General features: G+C 70.0%; 22 protein-coding genes. 18 read left to right on the top strand and 4 right to left on the bottom strand.

Annotated features, from left to right (window positions below; all coding sequences use genetic code 11):
• Positions 1–73: 73 nt before the first annotated feature.
• Both HJD23_RS16250 and HJD23_RS16245 read right to left on the bottom strand, forming a co-directional pair.
• Positions 74–1,039, bottom strand: a complete 966-nt coding sequence (locus tag HJD23_RS16250) for a LysR family transcriptional regulator (protein WP_171114336.1) — start codon at positions 1,037–1,039, stop codon at positions 74–76.
• Positions 1,040–1,117: 78 nt separating this feature from the next.
• Complete coding sequence (locus tag HJD23_RS16245; RefSeq protein ID WP_171114337.1) at positions 1,118–2,845, bottom strand: NlpC/P60 family protein; 1,728 nt, start codon at positions 2,843–2,845, stop codon at positions 1,118–1,120.
• Positions 2,846–3,174: 329 nt separating this feature from the next.
• On the opposite strand from HJD23_RS16245, the gene HJD23_RS16240 reads away from it, so the two are divergent.
• Positions 3,175–3,891: a YoaK family protein gene (locus HJD23_RS16240; protein ID WP_171114338.1), complete on the top strand. Its 717-nt coding sequence runs from the start codon at positions 3,175–3,177 to the stop codon at positions 3,889–3,891.
• Positions 3,892–4,005: 114 nt separating this feature from the next.
• Here HJD23_RS16240 and HJD23_RS16235 read toward each other — a convergent pair whose 3' ends face one another.
• Together HJD23_RS16235 and HJD23_RS16230 are read right to left on the bottom strand one after the other, a co-directional pair.
• On the bottom strand, positions 4,006–4,683 hold the full coding sequence (locus tag HJD23_RS16235) for a response regulator transcription factor (RefSeq protein WP_171114339.1): 678 nt from the start codon (positions 4,681–4,683) through the stop codon (positions 4,006–4,008).
• A complete protein-coding gene (locus HJD23_RS16230) occupies positions 4,680–5,948 on the bottom strand; it encodes a sensor histidine kinase (protein WP_171114340.1) in 1,269 nt (422 codons plus the stop codon). Before HJD23_RS16230 ends, HJD23_RS16235 begins: the two co-directional genes overlap by 4 nt.
• A gap of 293 nt (positions 5,949–6,241) precedes the next feature.
• Between HJD23_RS16230 and HJD23_RS16225 the strand changes: the two genes are divergently transcribed.
• The 17 genes from HJD23_RS16225 (at position 6,242) to rpsH (ending at position 16,483) form a co-directional block, all read left to right on the top strand.
• Complete coding sequence (locus HJD23_RS16225) at positions 6,242–8,413, top strand: MMPL family transporter (protein ID WP_171114341.1); 2,172 nt, start codon at positions 6,242–6,244, stop codon at positions 8,411–8,413.
• A gap of 538 nt (positions 8,414–8,951) precedes the next feature.
• Positions 8,952–9,260 carry a 30S ribosomal protein S10 gene (rpsJ, locus tag HJD23_RS16220; RefSeq protein WP_003948644.1) on the top strand — a complete coding sequence of 103 codons (309 nt, stop codon included), beginning with the start codon at positions 8,952–8,954 and terminating at the stop codon, positions 9,258–9,260.
• Positions 9,261–9,277: 17 nt separating this feature from the next.
• Positions 9,278–9,922: a 50S ribosomal protein L3 gene (gene rplC / locus HJD23_RS16215; RefSeq protein WP_103781446.1), complete on the top strand. Its 645-nt coding sequence runs from the start codon at positions 9,278–9,280 to the stop codon at positions 9,920–9,922.
• An 8-nt stretch (positions 9,923–9,930) separates the two neighbouring features.
• Positions 9,931–10,587, top strand: coding sequence for a 50S ribosomal protein L4 (gene rplD, locus HJD23_RS16210; protein ID WP_171114342.1), 657 nt, complete (start codon positions 9,931–9,933; stop codon positions 10,585–10,587).
• Positions 10,587–11,006, top strand: a complete 420-nt coding sequence (rplW, locus tag HJD23_RS16205) for a 50S ribosomal protein L23 (RefSeq protein WP_171114343.1) — start codon at positions 10,587–10,589, stop codon at positions 11,004–11,006. Before rplD ends, rplW begins: the two co-directional genes overlap by 1 nt.
• 41 nt (positions 11,007–11,047) lie before the next feature.
• The gene (gene rplB, locus HJD23_RS16200; RefSeq protein ID WP_171114344.1) at positions 11,048–11,884 is read left to right on the top strand and encodes a 50S ribosomal protein L2; all 837 of its coding nucleotides are present in this window, start codon (positions 11,048–11,050) and stop codon (positions 11,882–11,884) included.
• A gap of 12 nt (positions 11,885–11,896) precedes the next feature.
• Complete coding sequence (gene rpsS, locus HJD23_RS16195) at positions 11,897–12,178, top strand: 30S ribosomal protein S19 (RefSeq protein ID WP_030233885.1); 282 nt, start codon at positions 11,897–11,899, stop codon at positions 12,176–12,178.
• A gap of 41 nt (positions 12,179–12,219) precedes the next feature.
• A complete protein-coding gene (rplV, locus tag HJD23_RS16190) occupies positions 12,220–12,567 on the top strand; it encodes a 50S ribosomal protein L22 (protein WP_171114345.1) in 348 nt (115 codons plus the stop codon).
• Positions 12,567–13,391: a 30S ribosomal protein S3 gene (gene rpsC, locus HJD23_RS16185; protein ID WP_010036723.1), complete on the top strand. Its 825-nt coding sequence runs from the start codon at positions 12,567–12,569 to the stop codon at positions 13,389–13,391. Before rplV ends, rpsC begins: the two co-directional genes overlap by 1 nt.
• 5 nt (positions 13,392–13,396) lie before the next feature.
• Positions 13,397–13,816, top strand: a complete 420-nt coding sequence (gene rplP / locus HJD23_RS16180; protein WP_093613754.1) for a 50S ribosomal protein L16 — start codon at positions 13,397–13,399, stop codon at positions 13,814–13,816.
• Positions 13,816–14,040, top strand: a complete 225-nt coding sequence (gene rpmC / locus HJD23_RS16175) for a 50S ribosomal protein L29 (RefSeq protein WP_007494763.1) — start codon at positions 13,816–13,818, stop codon at positions 14,038–14,040. Before rplP ends, rpmC begins: the two co-directional genes overlap by 1 nt.
• Entirely contained in the window at positions 14,040–14,327 is a 288-nt protein-coding gene (rpsQ, locus tag HJD23_RS16170; protein ID WP_171114346.1) for a 30S ribosomal protein S17, read from the top strand. The genes rpmC and rpsQ overlap by 1 nt, the downstream gene beginning before the upstream one ends.
• A 103-nt stretch (positions 14,328–14,430) precedes the next feature.
• Positions 14,431–14,799: a 50S ribosomal protein L14 gene (gene rplN, locus HJD23_RS16165; RefSeq protein ID WP_003998823.1), complete on the top strand. Its 369-nt coding sequence runs from the start codon at positions 14,431–14,433 to the stop codon at positions 14,797–14,799.
• 2 nt (positions 14,800–14,801) lie between these two features.
• A complete protein-coding gene (rplX, locus tag HJD23_RS16160; protein WP_171114347.1) occupies positions 14,802–15,125 on the top strand; it encodes a 50S ribosomal protein L24 in 324 nt (107 codons plus the stop codon).
• Entirely contained in the window at positions 15,125–15,682 is a 558-nt protein-coding gene (gene rplE, locus HJD23_RS16155) for a 50S ribosomal protein L5 (RefSeq protein WP_141309629.1), read from the top strand. Before rplX ends, rplE begins: the two co-directional genes overlap by 1 nt.
• Positions 15,683–15,687: 5 nt before the next feature.
• Positions 15,688–15,873 carry a type Z 30S ribosomal protein S14 gene (locus tag HJD23_RS16150; protein ID WP_003956452.1) on the top strand — a complete coding sequence of 62 codons (186 nt, stop codon included), beginning with the start codon at positions 15,688–15,690 and terminating at the stop codon, positions 15,871–15,873.
• A gap of 211 nt (positions 15,874–16,084) precedes the next feature.
• Positions 16,085–16,483 carry a 30S ribosomal protein S8 gene (gene rpsH, locus HJD23_RS16145; RefSeq protein ID WP_129799270.1) on the top strand — a complete coding sequence of 133 codons (399 nt, stop codon included), beginning with the start codon at positions 16,085–16,087 and terminating at the stop codon, positions 16,481–16,483.
• Positions 16,484–16,494 lie beyond the last annotated feature (11 nt).

Raw genomic sequence — 16,494 nt, 5'->3', positions numbered from 1 at the left:
CTCCCCGGCGTTATGGAAGGCGTTGGGAAGGCACGTGTGGAGGGCGGTGTGGAAGACGTTGTGGGAAACAACGTCAGGGCACGCGCCGCGCCGCCAGCCACTGGGTGTAGCTGTCGCTGCGCGCCGCCACGCCCGCGTGCGCCCTGCGGGCCTGCGCGAGAACGGTGGCGGCGGTGGCGGCGTTGTCCGTCTTATCGGTGTACTGCGCCACCGCATGCCGGCCGAGCAGATGCCGCCAGGTCAGCGGCGTGCCGCGCAGCGGCCGGGTGACGATCCCCGGCGTGGTCGGGAACGTCGCCCGGCACAACCCCACTGCCCGTCCCACCTGTACAAGGTGGACGACGGACGAGGTGTCCGTCTCGTACATCCGGCGCGGTGTGAAACCGGCGCGGGCGCAGGAGGCGGTGAAGCAGTCCCCGAAGCACCCGTCTCCGGGTACGCACGCCCACTCCTCCGCCGCCAGCTCGGCCAGCGCGACCTCGTGCGCGGCGGCGAGGGCATGCCCCTCGGGGACCATGACGAACACCGGGTCCACGGCGACTTCCTGCCAGAGCAGTTCGTCGGCGCCGGGCGGGGCGGCCGACCCGCAGGTCCCGGCGAGCGCGAAGTCCAGCCGCCCCTCGGCGAGCAGTTCGGCCAACTGCCGCTCGGACCAGGAGGCGCAGGTCGTCACGCGGGTGTCGGGCACCACGTCCGCCAGCCGGTCCACCAGCGCGCCGAGCAGCGGACCGTGGGTGCCGCCCAGCCGTAAGCAGGCCGTGGCGCGCGGGGTGCGGGCGAACCGCGCCGCCTCCTGCTGCAGTTCGGTCACCGCGGGCAGCACGACACGGGTCCGCTCCAGCACCAGCTCGCCGAGCGCCGTGGCCCGCACTCCATGCCGGCCACGCTCGAACAACGCGCCTCCCAGGGCCCGTTCGATGCGCTTGAGCTGTGCGCTCAACGCAGGCTGTGCGAGCCCGAGCGCCGTCGCCGCCCTGGTGAGACTCCCGGCGTCGGCGATGGCCCGGACCGTCTTGAGATGCCGCAACTCCAGCTCCATGAGCCGAGCTTGCGGCGGGGGAGGGGTGGGAGCAAGAGGTTGGTACAGACCAGTTGGGCCGACCGTGCGTCCGCAGGGTCAGATGCGGTGGACCGTGTGCAGCGTGGTGGCGTAGAGGCCCGTGCCGTCCAGAAGTGACGCGCCGCCCAGGTCGGACATGGTGGGGCCGTTGATCGTCTTACGGCTGGAGAGGAAGCGGCGTTTGCCTGTTGCGTCCTTGCCGAGGTAGATGCCGACGTGGTCCACCGTGATCGTCGCGTTGTCGTCGCCCGAGTCGGCGTTGAAGAGGACCAGGTCGCCGGGCTGGAGCAGGGGCGCCGTGGGTGGGTTCGTGCCGTCGGTGCGGGCGATGCGTACGCCGGGGGCGTACTCGGCCATGTCGCGGGACTTGCGGGGTATCCGCGTGCCGGAGGTGTCCTGGCCCGCGGCCATCGGTACGCCCATGTGGTAGCCGTACACCATCCGCGTGTAGCCCGAGCAGTCCAGGTTGCCGACCTGCTTGCTGGACGGGCCCGTGTAGGCGCCGTCGGGGAAGGTCCAGCCGAGGTTCATGTACTCGTGGAAGTCGGCGCCCTCGTAGCGGTAGCCCTGCGGGTCCAGATAGCCGTACCCGGACTCGCCCAGGACCTGCTTGCCCTCGGCCGGTCCGGAACCGGCGACGACGGCGGGCGCACCGGCGAGGAACATCGCCGCGTGGGCGAGGACGTCCGGGGCGGTGGAGCCGGCCCAGCCGCGGACGACCTCTTCGATCGCCGGGGTCCAGGTGCCGTCGAAGGGCTCCGGCAGTACGCGCACCCAGTCGCTGTGGGTGACGGTGGGCGGCGTCGCCCAGTTCGCGGCGCTCACCTCGAAGTGGCTGACGAGCAGTCTGACCGGCAGGTTGGTGCAGCCGTCGTTGGCGAGCGCGCGCAGGCCGACGCGTCCCTTGCCGAAGGTGGTGTCGGTGACGTCGACGGCCCAGGCGGACGGTTCCGTGGCGGCCGAGCGCCAGGCCTTGACCCGGATACGGGTGCCCTCGCGGCGGACCCGGATGGTCCAGTCGGTGCCCGCGGGCACGTTGGTGGCCAGGGTGGTGGCGGACGTCAGCTGGGTGACCGCGTCGGCGACCTCCTTCTCCACCCGCAGCTGGACGTCGCCGCCGGTGGTGAAGGACAGCCGGGCCCGGTAGTTGTTGTGGGTGTCCTGGTAGCCGAAGGACAGCGCGTAGGAGCAGGCCTGCCCGGTGGGCACCTTGTCGAACCGGGCCACGGACCGGACGTCCACGTCCGTGATCTCCCCGTCCCGGACGCTGGCGTGGCGGCTGGCGTAGTCGGTGGTGAGGGCGATGACGCCGGTGCCGGGTGCGACCGAGTAGTCCGTGTCGGCGGGCCCGAGGGTGGACCAGCTTCCGCCGCCGGGGGAGCTGCCCCAGGTGTCCGCCAGCGTGCGCTGGAAGTCGTCGGCGAAGGGCTTCTTGTTCTCCGTGAAGGTCCGCTCCGGGCCGGGCAGTACGACGGTCCGGGCCCCGTGGGTCAGCAGGGCGACGCGCCGGCTGCCCGAGGTCACCTCGGTGCGGGCCGGGGTGCCCGGCAGCACGGTTGCGGTCAGCGGCGTGCTCAGGGTCGCCTGCGTGAAGTAGGAGGCGTTCAGGGGCGGCAGTGTCACCGAGGAGCGGGCCGAGGTGAGACCGGCGGGAGCGGCGAGCGGTTCGACGGTGTGGACGGAGCCGGCGGCGCGCGCCGGGGCGGCGGCCAGGCCGCTGAAGGGGACGGAGGCGGCCGAGGCCGCGAAGACGGCGAGCAGGCTGCGCCGGGAGGTGATCGACATGCCGACCATGATCGGGGAAGGGGGCGGCGGAAGATAGCCATCCGCTGAGGGGTGGGGGGCTGGTGGGGCGGGCGGTGGGCGGTGGGTGAGGGGGCGCCGGGGCCGTGGGCTGAGGCGGTTGGTGGCGTGAGGGGTGCGGCCAGGGGATCGGCGTGCCTGGTTGCTGTGGGCCGGGGCCGGAGTACCTGGGTTGCTGTGGGCCGGGGTGGGCAGTGGGGCCTGGTGGAGGCTGTGCGGGCGCCGTACCTGATCGGCGTAGTGGCGCGCGGTAGTGGCGGGCGGGCGGGTCGGTCGCGGTTTAGGGTCCGCGTTATGAAGAGGGTCCCCGGATGAAGCCCAGGGCGGGCGTCGCCCTCACTTCGGTCATGGTGCTGCTCACGCTGACGACCGGCATGATCGAGGCCGTCAGCTTTCTCGTACTGGGCCCGGTCTTCACGGCGGTGCAGACCGGTAACCTCCTCTTCCTCGCCTTCGCGCTCACCGGCGCGGCGGCACTGTCCCCGGCCGCGGCCGGGATCTCCTGCGCCGCCTTCGCGGTGGGCGCGCTGTTCGGCTCCCGGTTCGAGTCGGTCGTGGACACGCATGGCCGCCGCTGGTTCGCGCCCGGCCTGATCGTCGAGGCGCTGCTGCTGGGACTCGGCGCTCTGGTCGCCTGGCGCACCGGCGTCGACGAATCGGACGCAGCCCCCACAGGTCGCCACTTCGCCGTGATCGCCCTGGTGGCCGCGGCCATGGGTGTACGCAACGTCACCACCCTGCGCGTGCGGGTTCCGGACGTGCCCACCACCCTGTCCACCCGGGCCCTGACCGCCCTCCTCAGCGGCCTGTCCCCGGTTCCCGACACCCGCATCGGCTCGGGCCTTCGCCACGAGGGCCGCCGCTTCGCCTCGGTCGGCGCGATGTTCGCGGGCGGCCTTCTGGGGGCCTGGCTGCTCCATGAGGCGGTGCGTCCGGCGGTGGTCCTGCTGGTGCCCGCCGCGCTGGTGCTGCTGCTGGGCCTGGTGTTCTGGGCGACACCGCGGGAGCGGACGTCGGAGCCGGGGTGAGGTGCTCCGGCTTTCGTGGCCTGCTGTATCCGTGGGCCTGTTCCGGGAGGGCGCGGGCCTTGGCGGCCCTGGGGCAAGGCGTCGCCGGTACCGCCGAGTTCGTGGCGTCCCGGGTCAGTGACCGACGTCGTGGTCGCCCGCTTCGACGAGGCCGCTCTCGTAGGCGAAGATCACGATCTGGATGCGGTCGCGCAGCCCGAGTTTGGTGAGGATGCTGGACACATGTGACTTGACCGTGGCGGCGCCGATGACGAGTTGCTCGGCGATCTCCGCGTTGCTCGCGCCCCGGGCCACGGCGGTCATGATCTCGCGCTCGCGGCCCGTGAGCCGTTCCAGCCGGCCCGCGACGGCGGTGTTGGCGACCCGGCGCGGAGCGAAGCGGTCGATGAAGCGCCGTGTGATCGACGGGGCCAGCAGCGTCCCGCCCTCGGCCACGGTACGTACGGCGGTGGCCAGTTGCTCGGGCGGAATGTCCTTCAGGACGAACGCGCTGGCGCCGGAGCGCAGCGCCTTGTAGACGTACTCGTCCGGGTCGAACGTGGTCAGGATCAGCACCCGGGGGCCCCAGTCGGCCTCCTGAAGGATGCGCGACGTCGCTTCGAGGCCGTCCATCTCGGGCATGCGGATGTCCATGAGGATCACGTCCGGGCGGTGCAGGCGCGCCGCGTCGACCGCCTCCACGCCGGTGCCCGCCTCGGCCACCACCTCGATGTCCGGGTGGACCCGGAGGATCATCGCGAAGCCCCGCCGTACCAGCGCCTGGTCGTCGGCCACGACGACACGGATGCTCACCGGGGCTCTCCCTTGGGCTCTCCCTTGGGTGTGCCCGTGACGTGCTCTCCCGTGACGTGCTCTCCCGTGACGGGCAGCCGGGCGGTGAGCCGGAATCCGCCGCCGGGACGGGGCCCGGCGTCGAGGCCGCCGCCCAGCAGGACGGCTCTCTCCCGCATACCGACGATGCCATGGCCGGGCAGGCCCTCGTGGGCGCCCGACATCGACCGGACCGCGGCGCCGCGGCCGTCGTCCAGGACCTCGATGGTGAGGCCGTCACCCTCGCCGCGCAGACGCACCTCGGTGCGGGTGCCCGGTCCGCTGTGCTTGAGCACGTTGGTCAGCGCCTCCTGGACGATGCGGTACGCCGAGAGATCCACGCGGGCCGGCAGCGGCGCCCCGACGCCGCCGGTGACCGTGACGTCCAGACCCGCCTCGCGGACCTCGGCCACGAGCCGGGGCAGATCGGCCAGGCCCGGCTGGGGGCCCAGACCGTCGCCCTCCGCCTCCGGCCGCAACACTCCCAGCAGGTGCCGCAGTTCGTCCAGTGCCTGGCGTCCCGCTTCCTCCACCGCCGCCATCGCCTCCAGGGCGCCCCGCGGATCCTCGGCGGCCACCATCCGGGCCGCCCCGGCCTGAACGGTCATCATGCTCACCCGGTGGGCGACCACGTCGTGCAGTTCACGGGCGATGTGGGCGCGCTCCTCGGTCACGATCCGCCGCGCCTCGGCGGCCTGCTCCTGACGGAGCCGGGCGGCACGCCCGGCGCGCAGCCGCAGGCGGCGGCCGAGGTACCAGGCAACGTCCATGACGAAGGCGCTGAAGACGATCTCCCCCCAGGGGAGGGAGGCCAGGAGACCGTCGACCGTGACCGCGGCGGCGGCCGCGCCGATACCGACGGGGCCCCACCGGAAGTCGTCCGCATGCCGGCCGACGCTGTACAGCGCGACGATCACGACCCCGCCCAGCGTGGCGTAGCTGCTGCCCAGCGTCGGGGCCCAGGCGGCGAGCGCCACGCACAGGACGGCGACCGGCCGGTGCCTACGCCGGTAAAGCGCCGCGCCGGCCGCCGTGAAGAGCAGGAGGACGGGCAGGGGGACGTCCGTGAGCGGGCGGAAGACCAACGAGTCCCCTGGCCCCTCCTCCAGGAACGTCGTCGCCAGGAACAGCGCCGTCGCGAGGACGGCGTCAGCGCTCCGCGGCCAGCGGGTGAACGGGCCGCGGAACCTGCCCGGCGCGCTGCCTCCCGCGGGCGGGGGCTCGGTGTGCGGAGCCGTGCGGTTCATCGACGCTCCATCGAGAGGCGGCCGGTGTCCCGGCGCGGGATGCGGGTCTTCCGGACGCACCGGGCGCGTCATCGTAGTTCCGGCTCCAAGGCACCGTCACCCGTCTGCCGACGGATCCGCCCTCCGCCCCCGGGCGGAGACGCCGCCCTGTTCTCCCCGCCGCGCGCGGGAGCCCACAACCCACCGGGCGGCGGGAGACGGCAAGGGTGCCCGCGACCACGCTGGAAGCGCTCGCTTCTTCCGTCGTCCGGCACCCACGGCCTGTCCGGCCGCCGTCCCACAGGAGCCCCGCCATGAACCGACTCACGCGCCGTATCGGCGACGCGAGCGCCCGCCGGCCATGGGTGACCATCGCCGCCTGGCTGGCCGCCCTCGCTCTCGTCCTGCCCCTGGCCGGGCTGGCCGGCGGCTCGTTCGTCGACGACCTCGTCGCCCCCGGCAGCCAGAGCGAGGAGGCGATGGAACTGCTGGAGGAGCGCTTCCCCGAAGCGTCCGGCGGCACCGCCATGGCCGTTTTCGCCGCCCCGGAGGGGGACCGGATAGAGCGTCACCGGCCCGCCGTCGAGGCGGCGGTGGCCCGGATCGCCGACGTGGAGCACGTCGCCGCGGTCACCGACCCCTTCCGCGCGGGCACGGTCTCGCCGGACGGGCGGATCGGCTTCGCCCAAGTCACCTTCGACCTGCCGCCGATGGACGTGAAGCCCGAGCAGATCGACGCCCTGGACGGCGCGATCGAGCCCGCACGCGACGCCGGTCTCGTCGCCGAACTCGGCGGCGACACCGTCTTCATCAACGCCGAGACACCGACCTCGGGCGCCGAGGCGGCGGGCCTGCTGGCCGCGCTGGTCGTCCTGGTGGTCGCGTTCGGCACGATCGTCGCCGCGCTGGTCCCGATCGCGCTCGCGCTGGTCGCCGTCGCCGTCGGCCTGGGGAGCATCACGCTGCTGGCCCACGTCATGGACGTGTCCACCGCCGCCCCCACGATCGGCGCGATGATCGGCCTCGGCGTCGGTATCGACTACGCCCTGTTCATCGTCGCCCGCTGCCGGGAGAACCGTACGGCCGGACAGGACGCCGCCACCGCGCTGTCGAACGCCATGGCGTCGTCGGGTGCGGCCGTCCTGTTCGCCGGCAGCACCGTCGTCGTGGCGATGGCCGCGCTGGCGCTGACCGGCCTGGGCTTTCTGACCTCGATCGGCCTGAGCACCTCGCTGGTGGTGCTGTTCGCCGTCGCGACCGCCCTGACGCTGCTGCCCGCGCTGCTGTCCCTGCTGGGCGACCGCGTCCACCACCGGCGCCGCCGGGCCTCCCGGACCCGTCGCACGAAGAACCCCGAGAACACGGCGTGGTGGCGGTTCGCGCACCGCGTCTCCGCCCGGCCGTGGCGCCACCTGATCGCCGCGTCCGCGGTGCTGCTCGCCCTGGCCGCCCCCGCGCTGCGCATGGAGACCGGCTTCCCCGACGCGGGCGACGACGCGACCACCTCCACCCACCGCCGTGCCTACGACCTGCTGGCCGAGGGCTTCGGGCCCGGCTTCAACGCCCCGCTGCTGATCGTCGCCGACCTGCGCGGCCCCGGCGTGGACGCCGAAGGCATCCCCGAGCTGTCCCGGAGCCTGGCCGCCGACCCCGGCATCGCGTCGGTCGGCGAGCCCCGGACGTCCGCGGCGGGGGACACCGTCGTCCTGCCCGCCCTCCCCACCACGGCCCCGGCGGACGCCGCGACCTCCGCCACCCTCGAACGCGTCCGCGACGCGGTGCCCGACAACGTCGCCGTCTCCGGCCTCACCGCCATGACCGACGACCTCACCCGCCAGCTCAACCACACCCTGCCGCTGTTCATCGCCGCGATCATCCTGGTGTCGTGCCTGCTGCTGATGCTGGTGTTCCGCTCCGTCGCGGTGCCGCTGAAGGCGGCCGTCATGAACCTGCTGTCCATCGGCGGCGCGTACGGGGTCGTGGTGGCCGTCTTCCAGTGGGGCTGGCTGGGGGGCCTGTTCCACCTCGACGAGACCCTGCCGATCGCCTCGCCCCTGCCGACGATCTTCTTCGCGGTCCTCTTCGGCCTGTCCATGGACTACGAGGTGTTCCTGCTGTCCCGGGTGCGGGAGGAGTACGACGCCACGGGCGACCCGGCCGAGTCGGTGGCGCGCGGCATGGCGGTCACCGGCCGCGTGATCACCTCGGCCGCGCTGATCATGACGGTGGTCTTCCTCAGCTTCGTCGCCAACCCCTCGCCGCTGGTCAAGATGATGGGCCTGGGCCTGGCGACCGCGATCGTGCTCGACGCCACGCTCGTCCGCATGGTGCTGGTCCCCGCGGCCATGGCCCTGCTGGGCCGCGCCGCCTGGCGTCTCCCCCGCGCCCTCGACCGACGCCTGCCCCGCATCGGCACTGAGGGCCCGGCCACCCCACCGCCACCGACCGAGCCCGCGCTCGCTCCCACCGGTCCCCGGAGGGGCTGAGGTTCCACCACGGGCCCGTGACCGGTCACCGCGACAAGTGGCGCCCGGCCAGCTCCCGGACCCGGTCCACGTCGGCGGCGTCCCGCACCGCCCGCTTCGGCAGCACGCACATGTCGTCCATGGCGGGAGCGTAGTCGTCGCTGGTGTTTGATCCGCGTCACCCTCGGGGTATTCTCTCCGGCTCGATTGGCGGAGCCCCGGCCCCGTATGGCAGACTGTCCGAGTTGCTCGGTCGAGTGTTGATGCTGCGCGCCTCCCGCCGGGAGGACCGGAAGCGAGTCCCACAGTACTCGTCGTCCCTGATCAGGGGCGGACGTACGGGAATCTTCCGGGAAGCGTGGGCGCGGCACCGGCCAGGCGCCCGGTGGGCCTCTCGCCCCCGGTTCACGGTTCGTAGGGCCGTGTGCAATCCCGCAGGGATGTTCGGACAAGGGACATCTGTGTCAGCGGGAGTGCGACACGCCCGACCGCGTGGGTCGGAGAAGAGGCTGGAACGCCGGGTTCCAGAGCTGTAGAGAGACAGGACTACGAAGTAGCCATGGCGGGACAGAAGATCCGCATCCGGCTCAAGGCCTACGACCACGAGGTCATCGACTCCTCGGCGAAGAAGATCGTCGAGACGGTGACCCGCACTGGTGCGTCGGTCGCGGGCCCGGTGCCGCTGCCCACTGAGAAGAACGTGTACTGCGTCATCAAGTCGCCGCACAAGTACAAGGACTCGCGCGAGCACTTCGAGATGCGCACGCACAAGCGCCTGATCGACATCCTCGACCCGACGCCCAAGACCGTTGACTCTCTGATGCGACTCGACCTTCCGGCCGGTGTCGACATCGAGATCAAGCTCTGAGGGGTCGTGATCTGAAGATGGCTAAGCAGATCAAGGGCATCCTGGGCGAGAAGCTCGGTATGACGCAGGTGTGGGACGAGAACAACCGTGTTGTTCCGGTCACCGTCGTCAAGGCCGGGCCCAACGTCGTCACCCAGGTCCGCACGAACGACGTCGACGGCTACGAGTCCGTCCAGATCGCCTTCGGCGAGATCGACCCGCGCAAGGTGAACAAGCCCCTCAAGGGCCACTTCGCCAAGGCCGACGTCACCCCCCGTCGTCACCTCGTCGAGATCCGCACCGCGGACGCCTCCGAGTACACGCTCGGCCAGGAGATCACCGCTGAGGTGTTCGAGGCCGGCGTCAAGGTCGACGTGACCGGCAAGAGCAAGGGCAAGGGCTTCGCCGGCGTCATGAAGCGCCACAACTTCGGTGGCCTCGGCGCCGGACACGGCACCCAGCGCAAGCACCGCTCTCCCGGTTCCATCGGTGGCTGCGCCACCCCGGGCCGTGTGTTCAAGGGCCTCCGCATGGCGGGTCGCATGGGCAACGAGCGGGTCACCACCCAGAACCTGACCGTCCACGCCGTTGACGCGGAGAAGGGTCTGCTGCTCATCAAGGGCGCGGTTCCCGGTCCGAACGGCGGCCTCGTCCTGGTCCGCACCGCGGCCAAGGGGGCCTGAGGTAACCGATGAGCACTGTTGACATCCTTTCGCCGGCAGGCGACAAGGCCGGTTCCGTCGAGCTCCCCGCGGAGATCTTCGACGTTGAGAAGGTCAGCATCCCGCTGATCCACCAGGTCGTCGTCGCGCAGCTGGCCGCCGCCCGTCAGGGCACGCACAAGACCAAGACCCGTGGCGAGGTCCGCGGCGGTGGCAAGAAGCCGTACCGCCAGAAGGGCACCGGTCGCGCCCGTCAGGGTTCGACCCGCGCGCCGCAGTTCGCCGGCGGTGGCGTCGTCCACGGCCCGCAGCCGCGCGACTACTCGCAGCGGACTCCGAAGAAGATGAAGGCCGCGGCCCTGCGCCACGCCCTCACCGACCGGGCCCGCCACAACCGCATCCACGTCGTCTCCGGCGTCGTCGAGGGGGAGACCCCGTCGACGAAGGCCGCCAGGACGCTGTTCGGCAAGATCTCGGAGCGCAAGAACCTGCTCCTGGTCGTCGACCGCGCCGACGAGGCCGCGTGGCTGTCCGCCCGCAACCTGCCCCAGGTCCACATCCTGGAGCCGGGCCAGCTGAACACGTACGACGTTCTCGTCTCGGACGACGTGGTCTTCACCAAGGCCGCCTTCGAGTCCTTCGTGTCCGGCCCGAAGGCTGTAGACACCGAAGGGAGCGAGGCCTGATGGCTATCCGTCACCCCGCCATTGCCTCGAAGGCCGCCAAGGCCGCCAAGGCCGCTCGCGTCGCCAAGGCGCGTCGCCACGCCGCCGAGGGCAAGAACACCGTCGAGACGCCGCTGAGCAAGTCGTACACGGACCCCCGTGACGTCCTGCTGAAGCCGGTCGTCTCCGAGAAGAGCTACGCGCTGCTCGACGAGAACAAGTACACGTTCGTCGTCGACCCGCGGGCCAACAAGACCCAGATCAAGGAGGCCGTCCAGGCGGTCTTCCAGGTCAAGGTCACCGGGGTCAACACGATCAACCGCATCGGCAAGCGCAAGCGGACCCGCACCGGCTTCGGCCAGCGTGCCGCCACCAAGCGCGCGATCGTGACCCTCGCCGAGGGCGACCGTATCGACATCTTCGGCGGTCCGACCTCCTGACCGGAGGTCCGGATCGTTCGATATCGGACGAGGACTGAGAAATGGGTATCCGCAAGTACAAGCCGACGACTCCTGGCCGTCGTGGCGCCAGCGTCGCCGACTTCGTCGAGGTCACGCGGTCCACGCCGGAGAAGTCGCTGGTCCGTCCCCTGCACAGCAAGGGCGGCCGTAACAATTCCGGTCGTGTGACCGTTCGCCACCAGGGTGGCGGACACAAGCGCGCCTACCGCGTGATCGACTTCCGTCGTCACGACAAGGACGGCGTGCCGGCGAAGGTCGCGCACATCGAGTACGACCCCAACCGCACGGCGCGTATCGCGCTGCTGCACTACGCCGACGGCGAGAAGCGCTACATCCTCGCGCCGCGCGGCCTGCAGCAGGGCGACCGCATCGAGAACGGTCCCGGGGCCGACATCAAGCCGGGCAACAACCTGGCCCTCCGCAACATCCCGGTCGGTACCACGATCCACGCGATCGAGCTCCGTCCCGGTGGCGGTGCCAAGTTCGCCCGCTCCGCCGGTGCCTCCGTGCAGCTGCTCGCGAAGGAGGGCTCGATGGCCCACCTGCGCATGCCGTCCGGAGAGATCCGCCTGGTCGACGTGCGCTGCCGCGCCACCGTCGGCGAGGTCGGCAACGCCGAGCAGTCGAACATCAACTGGGGTAAGGCGGGCCGCAAGCGCTGGCTGGGCGTTCGCCCGACCGTGCGTGGTGTGGTCATGAACCCGGTCGACCACCCGCACGGTGGTGGTGAGGGCCGTACCTCCGGTGGCCGCCACCCGGTTTCCCCGTGGGGCAAGAAGGAAGGCCGTACTCGTTCGCCCAAGAAGGCGTCGAACAAGTACATCGTCCGCCGCCGCAAGACGAACAAGAAGCGCTAAGGACGGGTTGAGATGCCTCGTAGCTTGAAGAAGGGGCCCTTCGTCGACGACCACCTGATGAAGAAGGTGGACGCCCAGAACGAAGCCGGTACCAAGAACGTCATCAAGACCTGGTCCCGTCGCTCGATGATCGTGCCGGCCATGCTCGGCCACACGCTCGCGGTGCACAACGGCAAGACCCACATCCCGGTGTTCGTCACCGAGTCGATGGTCGGCCACAAGCTCGGCGAGTTCTCGCCGACGCGCACCTTCCGGGGCCACGTCAAGGAAGACCGGAAGTCGAAGCGCCGCTAGGCGCGGATCGCAACAGACAGTAAGTAACTGAAGGGACAACCATGGAAGCCAGGGCCCAGGCGCGGTACATCCGCGTCACGCCCATGAAGGCCCGCCGCGTGGTGGACCTCATCCGTGGCATGAACGCCACGGAGGCCCAGGCCGTCCTGCGATTCGCTCCGCAGGCTGCCTCGGTTCCGGTTGGCAAGGTGCTCGACAGCGCCATCGCCAACGCCGCGCACAACTACGACCACACCGACGTCGACAGCCTCGTGATCTCCGAGGCCTACGTCGACGAGGGCCCGACCCTGAAGCGGTTCCGTCCGCGCGCCCAGGGCCGTGCCTACCGGATCCGCAAGCGGACCAGCCACATCACCGTGGTCGTCAGCAGCAAGGAAGGAACCCGGTAATGGGCCAGAAGGTAAACCCGCACGGGTTCCGGCTCGGTGTCACCACCGACTTCAAGTCGCGTTGGTACGCCGACAAGCTGTACAAGGACTACGTCAAGGAAGACGTCGCCATCCGTCGGATGATGACGTCCGGCATGGAGCGCGCCGGTATCTCCAAGGTGGAGATCGAGCGCACCCGTGACCGTGTCCGCGTGGACATCCACACCGCTCGCCCGGGCATCGTCATCGGCCGCCGCGGCGCCGAGGCCGACCGCATCCGCGGTGACCTGGAGAAGCTGACCGGCAAGCAGGTCCAGCTGAACATCCTCGAGGTCAAGAACCCGGAGACGGACGCTCAGCTGGTGGCCCAGGCCGTCGCCGAGCAGCTGTCCTCCCGCGTCTCCTTCCGCCGTGCCATGCGCAAGAGCATGCAGTCGGCGATGAAGGCGGGCGCCAAGGGCATCAAGATCCAGTGCGGTGGCCGTCTCGGCGGCGCCGAGATGTCCCGCTCGGAGTTCTACCGCGAGGGCCGCGTGCCCCTGCACACGCTCCGCGCGAACGTGGACTACGGCTTCTTCGAGGCCAAGACGACCTTCGGCCGCATCGGTGTGAAGGTCTGGATCTACAAGGGCGACGTCAAGAACATCGCCGAGGTCCGCGCCGAGAACGCTGCCGCCCGTGCGGGTAACCGCCCGGCCCGCGGTGGCGCCGACCGCCCGGCCCGTGGTGGCCGCGGTGGCGAGCGGCGCGGTCGCAAGCCGCAGCAGGCTGCCGGCGCCGAGGCCCCCAAGGCCGAGGCCCCCGCGGCTGCCGCTCCGGCTGAGAGCACCGGAACGGAGGCCTGACCGACATGCTGATCCCCCGTAGGGTCAAGCACCGCAAGCAGCACCACCCGAAGCGCTCTGGCATGTCCAAGGGTGGAACGCAGGTTGCGTTCGGCGAGTACGGCATCCAGGCGCTGACCCCGGCGTACGTCACGAACCGCCAGATCGAGGCGGCTCGTATCGCCATGACCCGTCACATCAAGCGTGGCGGCAAGGTCTGGATCAACATCTACCCGGACCGCCCGCTGACCAAGAAGCCCGCCGAGACCCGCATGGGTTCCGGTAAGGGTTCGCCGGAGTGGTGGGTGGCCAACGTCAAGCCCGGACGCGTGATGTTCGAGCTGTCGTACCCCAACGAGAAGATCGCCCGTGAGGCGCTGACCCGTGCGGCCCACAAGCTGCCGATGAAGTGCCGGATCGTCAAGCGCGAGGCAGGTGAAGCGTGATGTCGGCCGGTACCAAGGCGTCCGAGCTGCGCGAGCTGGGCAACGAGGAGCTTCTGGCGAAGCTTCGCGAGGCCAAGGAAGAGCTGTTCAACCTCCGCTTCCAGGCGGCGACGGGCCAGCTCGAGAACCACGGCCGTCTGAAGGCGGTCCGCAAGGACATCGCCCGGATCTACACCCTCATGCGTGAGCGTGAGCTCGGCATTGAGACGGTGGAGAACGCCTGATGAGCGAGAACAACGTGACTGACCAGAAGACTGAAGCGCGCGGCTTCCGCAAGACCCGTGAGGGTTACGTCGTCAGCGACAAGATGGACAAGACCGTCGTCGTCGCCGTCGAGGACCGCGTCAAGCACGCGCTGTACGGCAAGGTCATCCGCCGTACGAACAAGCTCAAGGCGCACGACGAGCAGAACGCCGCGGGTGTCGGCGACCGCGTCCTCCTGATGGAGACCCGGCCGCTGTCCGCGACCAAGCGCTGGCGCGTCGTCGAGATCCTCGAGAAGGCCAAGTAATCCCTCCTAGGGGGACCCCCTAGGCATCGTTCCGCCAGGCTCGGGGCGGGTGTGCAAGTGTCACAGCCCGCCCCGGGAACCGGCAGACAACCAGGAGATAGACGTGATCCAGCAGGAGTCGCGACTGCGTGTCGCCGACAACACTGGTGCGAAGGAGATCCTTTGCATCCGTGTGCTCGGTGGCTCCGGTCGCCGCTACGCGGGTATCGGTGACGTCATCGTCGCCACCGTCAAGGACGCGATCCCCGGTGGCAACGTGAAGAAGGGTGACGTCGTCAAGGCGGTCATCGTTCGCACCGTCAAGGAGCGCCGCCGTCCGGACGGCTCGTACATCCGCTTCGACGAGAACGCCGCCGTCATTCTGAAGAACGACGGCGACCCTCGCGGCACCCGTATCTTCGGCCCCGTGGGCCGTGAGCTGCGCGAGAAGAAGTTCATGAAGATCATCTCGCTCGCGCCGGAGGTGCTGTAAGCATGAAGATCAAGAAGGGCGACCTGGTCCAGGTCATCACCGGCAAGGACAAGGGCAAGCAGGGCAAGGTCATTGCCGCTTTCCCGCGCGAGGAGCGCGTCCTGGTCGAGGGTGTCAACCGGGTCAAGAAGCACACCAAGGCCGGTCCCACGGCCCGCGGTTCGCAGGCCGGTGGCATCATCACGACCGAGGCGCCGATCCACGTCTCCAACGTCCAGCTGGTCGTTGAGAAGGACGGCAAGAAGGTCGTGACCCGCGTCGGCTACCGCTTCGACGAAGAGGGCAACAAGATCCGCGTTGCCAAGCGGACGGGTGAGGACATCTGATGACGACCACCACCACTCCGCGCCTGAAGACGAAGTACCGCGAGGAGATCGTCGGCAAGCTGCGTGACGAGTTCAAGTACGAGAACGTCATGCAGGTTCCGGGCCTCGTCAAGATCGTGGTCAACATGGGTGTGGGCGACGCCGCCCGCGACTCCAAGCTGATCGAGGGCGCCATCCGCGACCTCACCACGATCACCGGTCAGAAGCCGGCCGTCACCAAGGCCCGCAAGTCCATCGCGCAGTTCAAGCTGCGTGAGGGCCAGCCGATCGGTGCCCACGTCACGCTCCGTGGCGACCGCATGTGGGAGTTCCTGGACCGCACCCTGTCGCTCGCGCTGCCGCGCATCCGCGACTTCCGCGGCCTGTCCCCCAAGCAGTTCGACGGCCGTGGCAACTACACCTTCGGTCTCACGGAGCAGGTCATGTTCCACGAGATCGACCAGGACAAGATCGACCGCGTCCGGGGTATGGACATCACCGTGGTCACCACGGCGACCAACGACGCTGAGGGCCGCGCGCTCCTTCGTCACCTCGGCTTCCCCTTCAAGGAGGCGTGAGCGAGATGGCGAAGAAGGCTCTGATCGCTAAGGCTGCTCGCAAGCCCAAGTTCGGTGTGCGCGCGTACACCCGCTGCCAGCGCTGCGGCCGTCCGCACTCCGTGTACCGCAAGTTCGGCCTGTGCCGCGTGTGCCTTCGTGAGATGGCTCACCGTGGCGAGCTGCCGGGCGTGACCAAGAGCTCCTGGTAATCCCCCACATCAGGGATTCCGGAAGCTCTCGGTAAGTAAAGGGCAGTGTCAGGTGCCCACCTCTCCATGGCTTAGGCTTGGAGGGTTGGGCGCCTGACGCCCATACGACTTACTACGCCGTAGGTCCACCGCGCCGCACCCGTCCCGTCTCGGATCGGGGAGAGGGATGGCGCACCAGGAAACCCCGGCGAGAGAGGCCGAAGGCCAATTCATGACCATGACTGATCCGATCGCAGACATGCTTACGCGTCTGCGGAACGCGAACTCGGCGTACCACGACACCGTGGCGATGCCGCACTCGAAGATCAAGTCGCACATCGCGGAGATCCTCCAGCAGGAGGGCTTCATCACGGGCTGGCGCGTCGAGGACGCCGAGGTCGGCAAGAACCTCGTCCTGGAGCTGAAGTTCGGCCCCAACCGTGAGCGCTCCATCGCGGGCATCAAGCGGATCTCCAAGCCCGGTCTCCGGGTGTACGCGAAGTCCACCAACCTGCCGAAGGTGCTCGGCGGCCTGGGCGTGGCGATCATCTCCACGTCGCACGGGCTCCTCACCGACAAGCAGGCCGGCAAGAAGGGCGTAGGCGGAGAAGTTCTCGCCTACGTCTGGTAACGGAAGGGAAC

It is taken from the genome of Streptomyces sp. Z423-1, assembly GCF_013009255.1.
In the GTDB taxonomy this organism is placed as follows: domain Bacteria; phylum Actinomycetota; class Actinomycetes; order Streptomycetales; family Streptomycetaceae; genus Streptomyces; species Streptomyces gossypiisoli.
The sequence above is the reverse complement of the archived record's forward strand: the minus strand, read 5'-3'. Positions and strand labels throughout refer to the sequence as shown.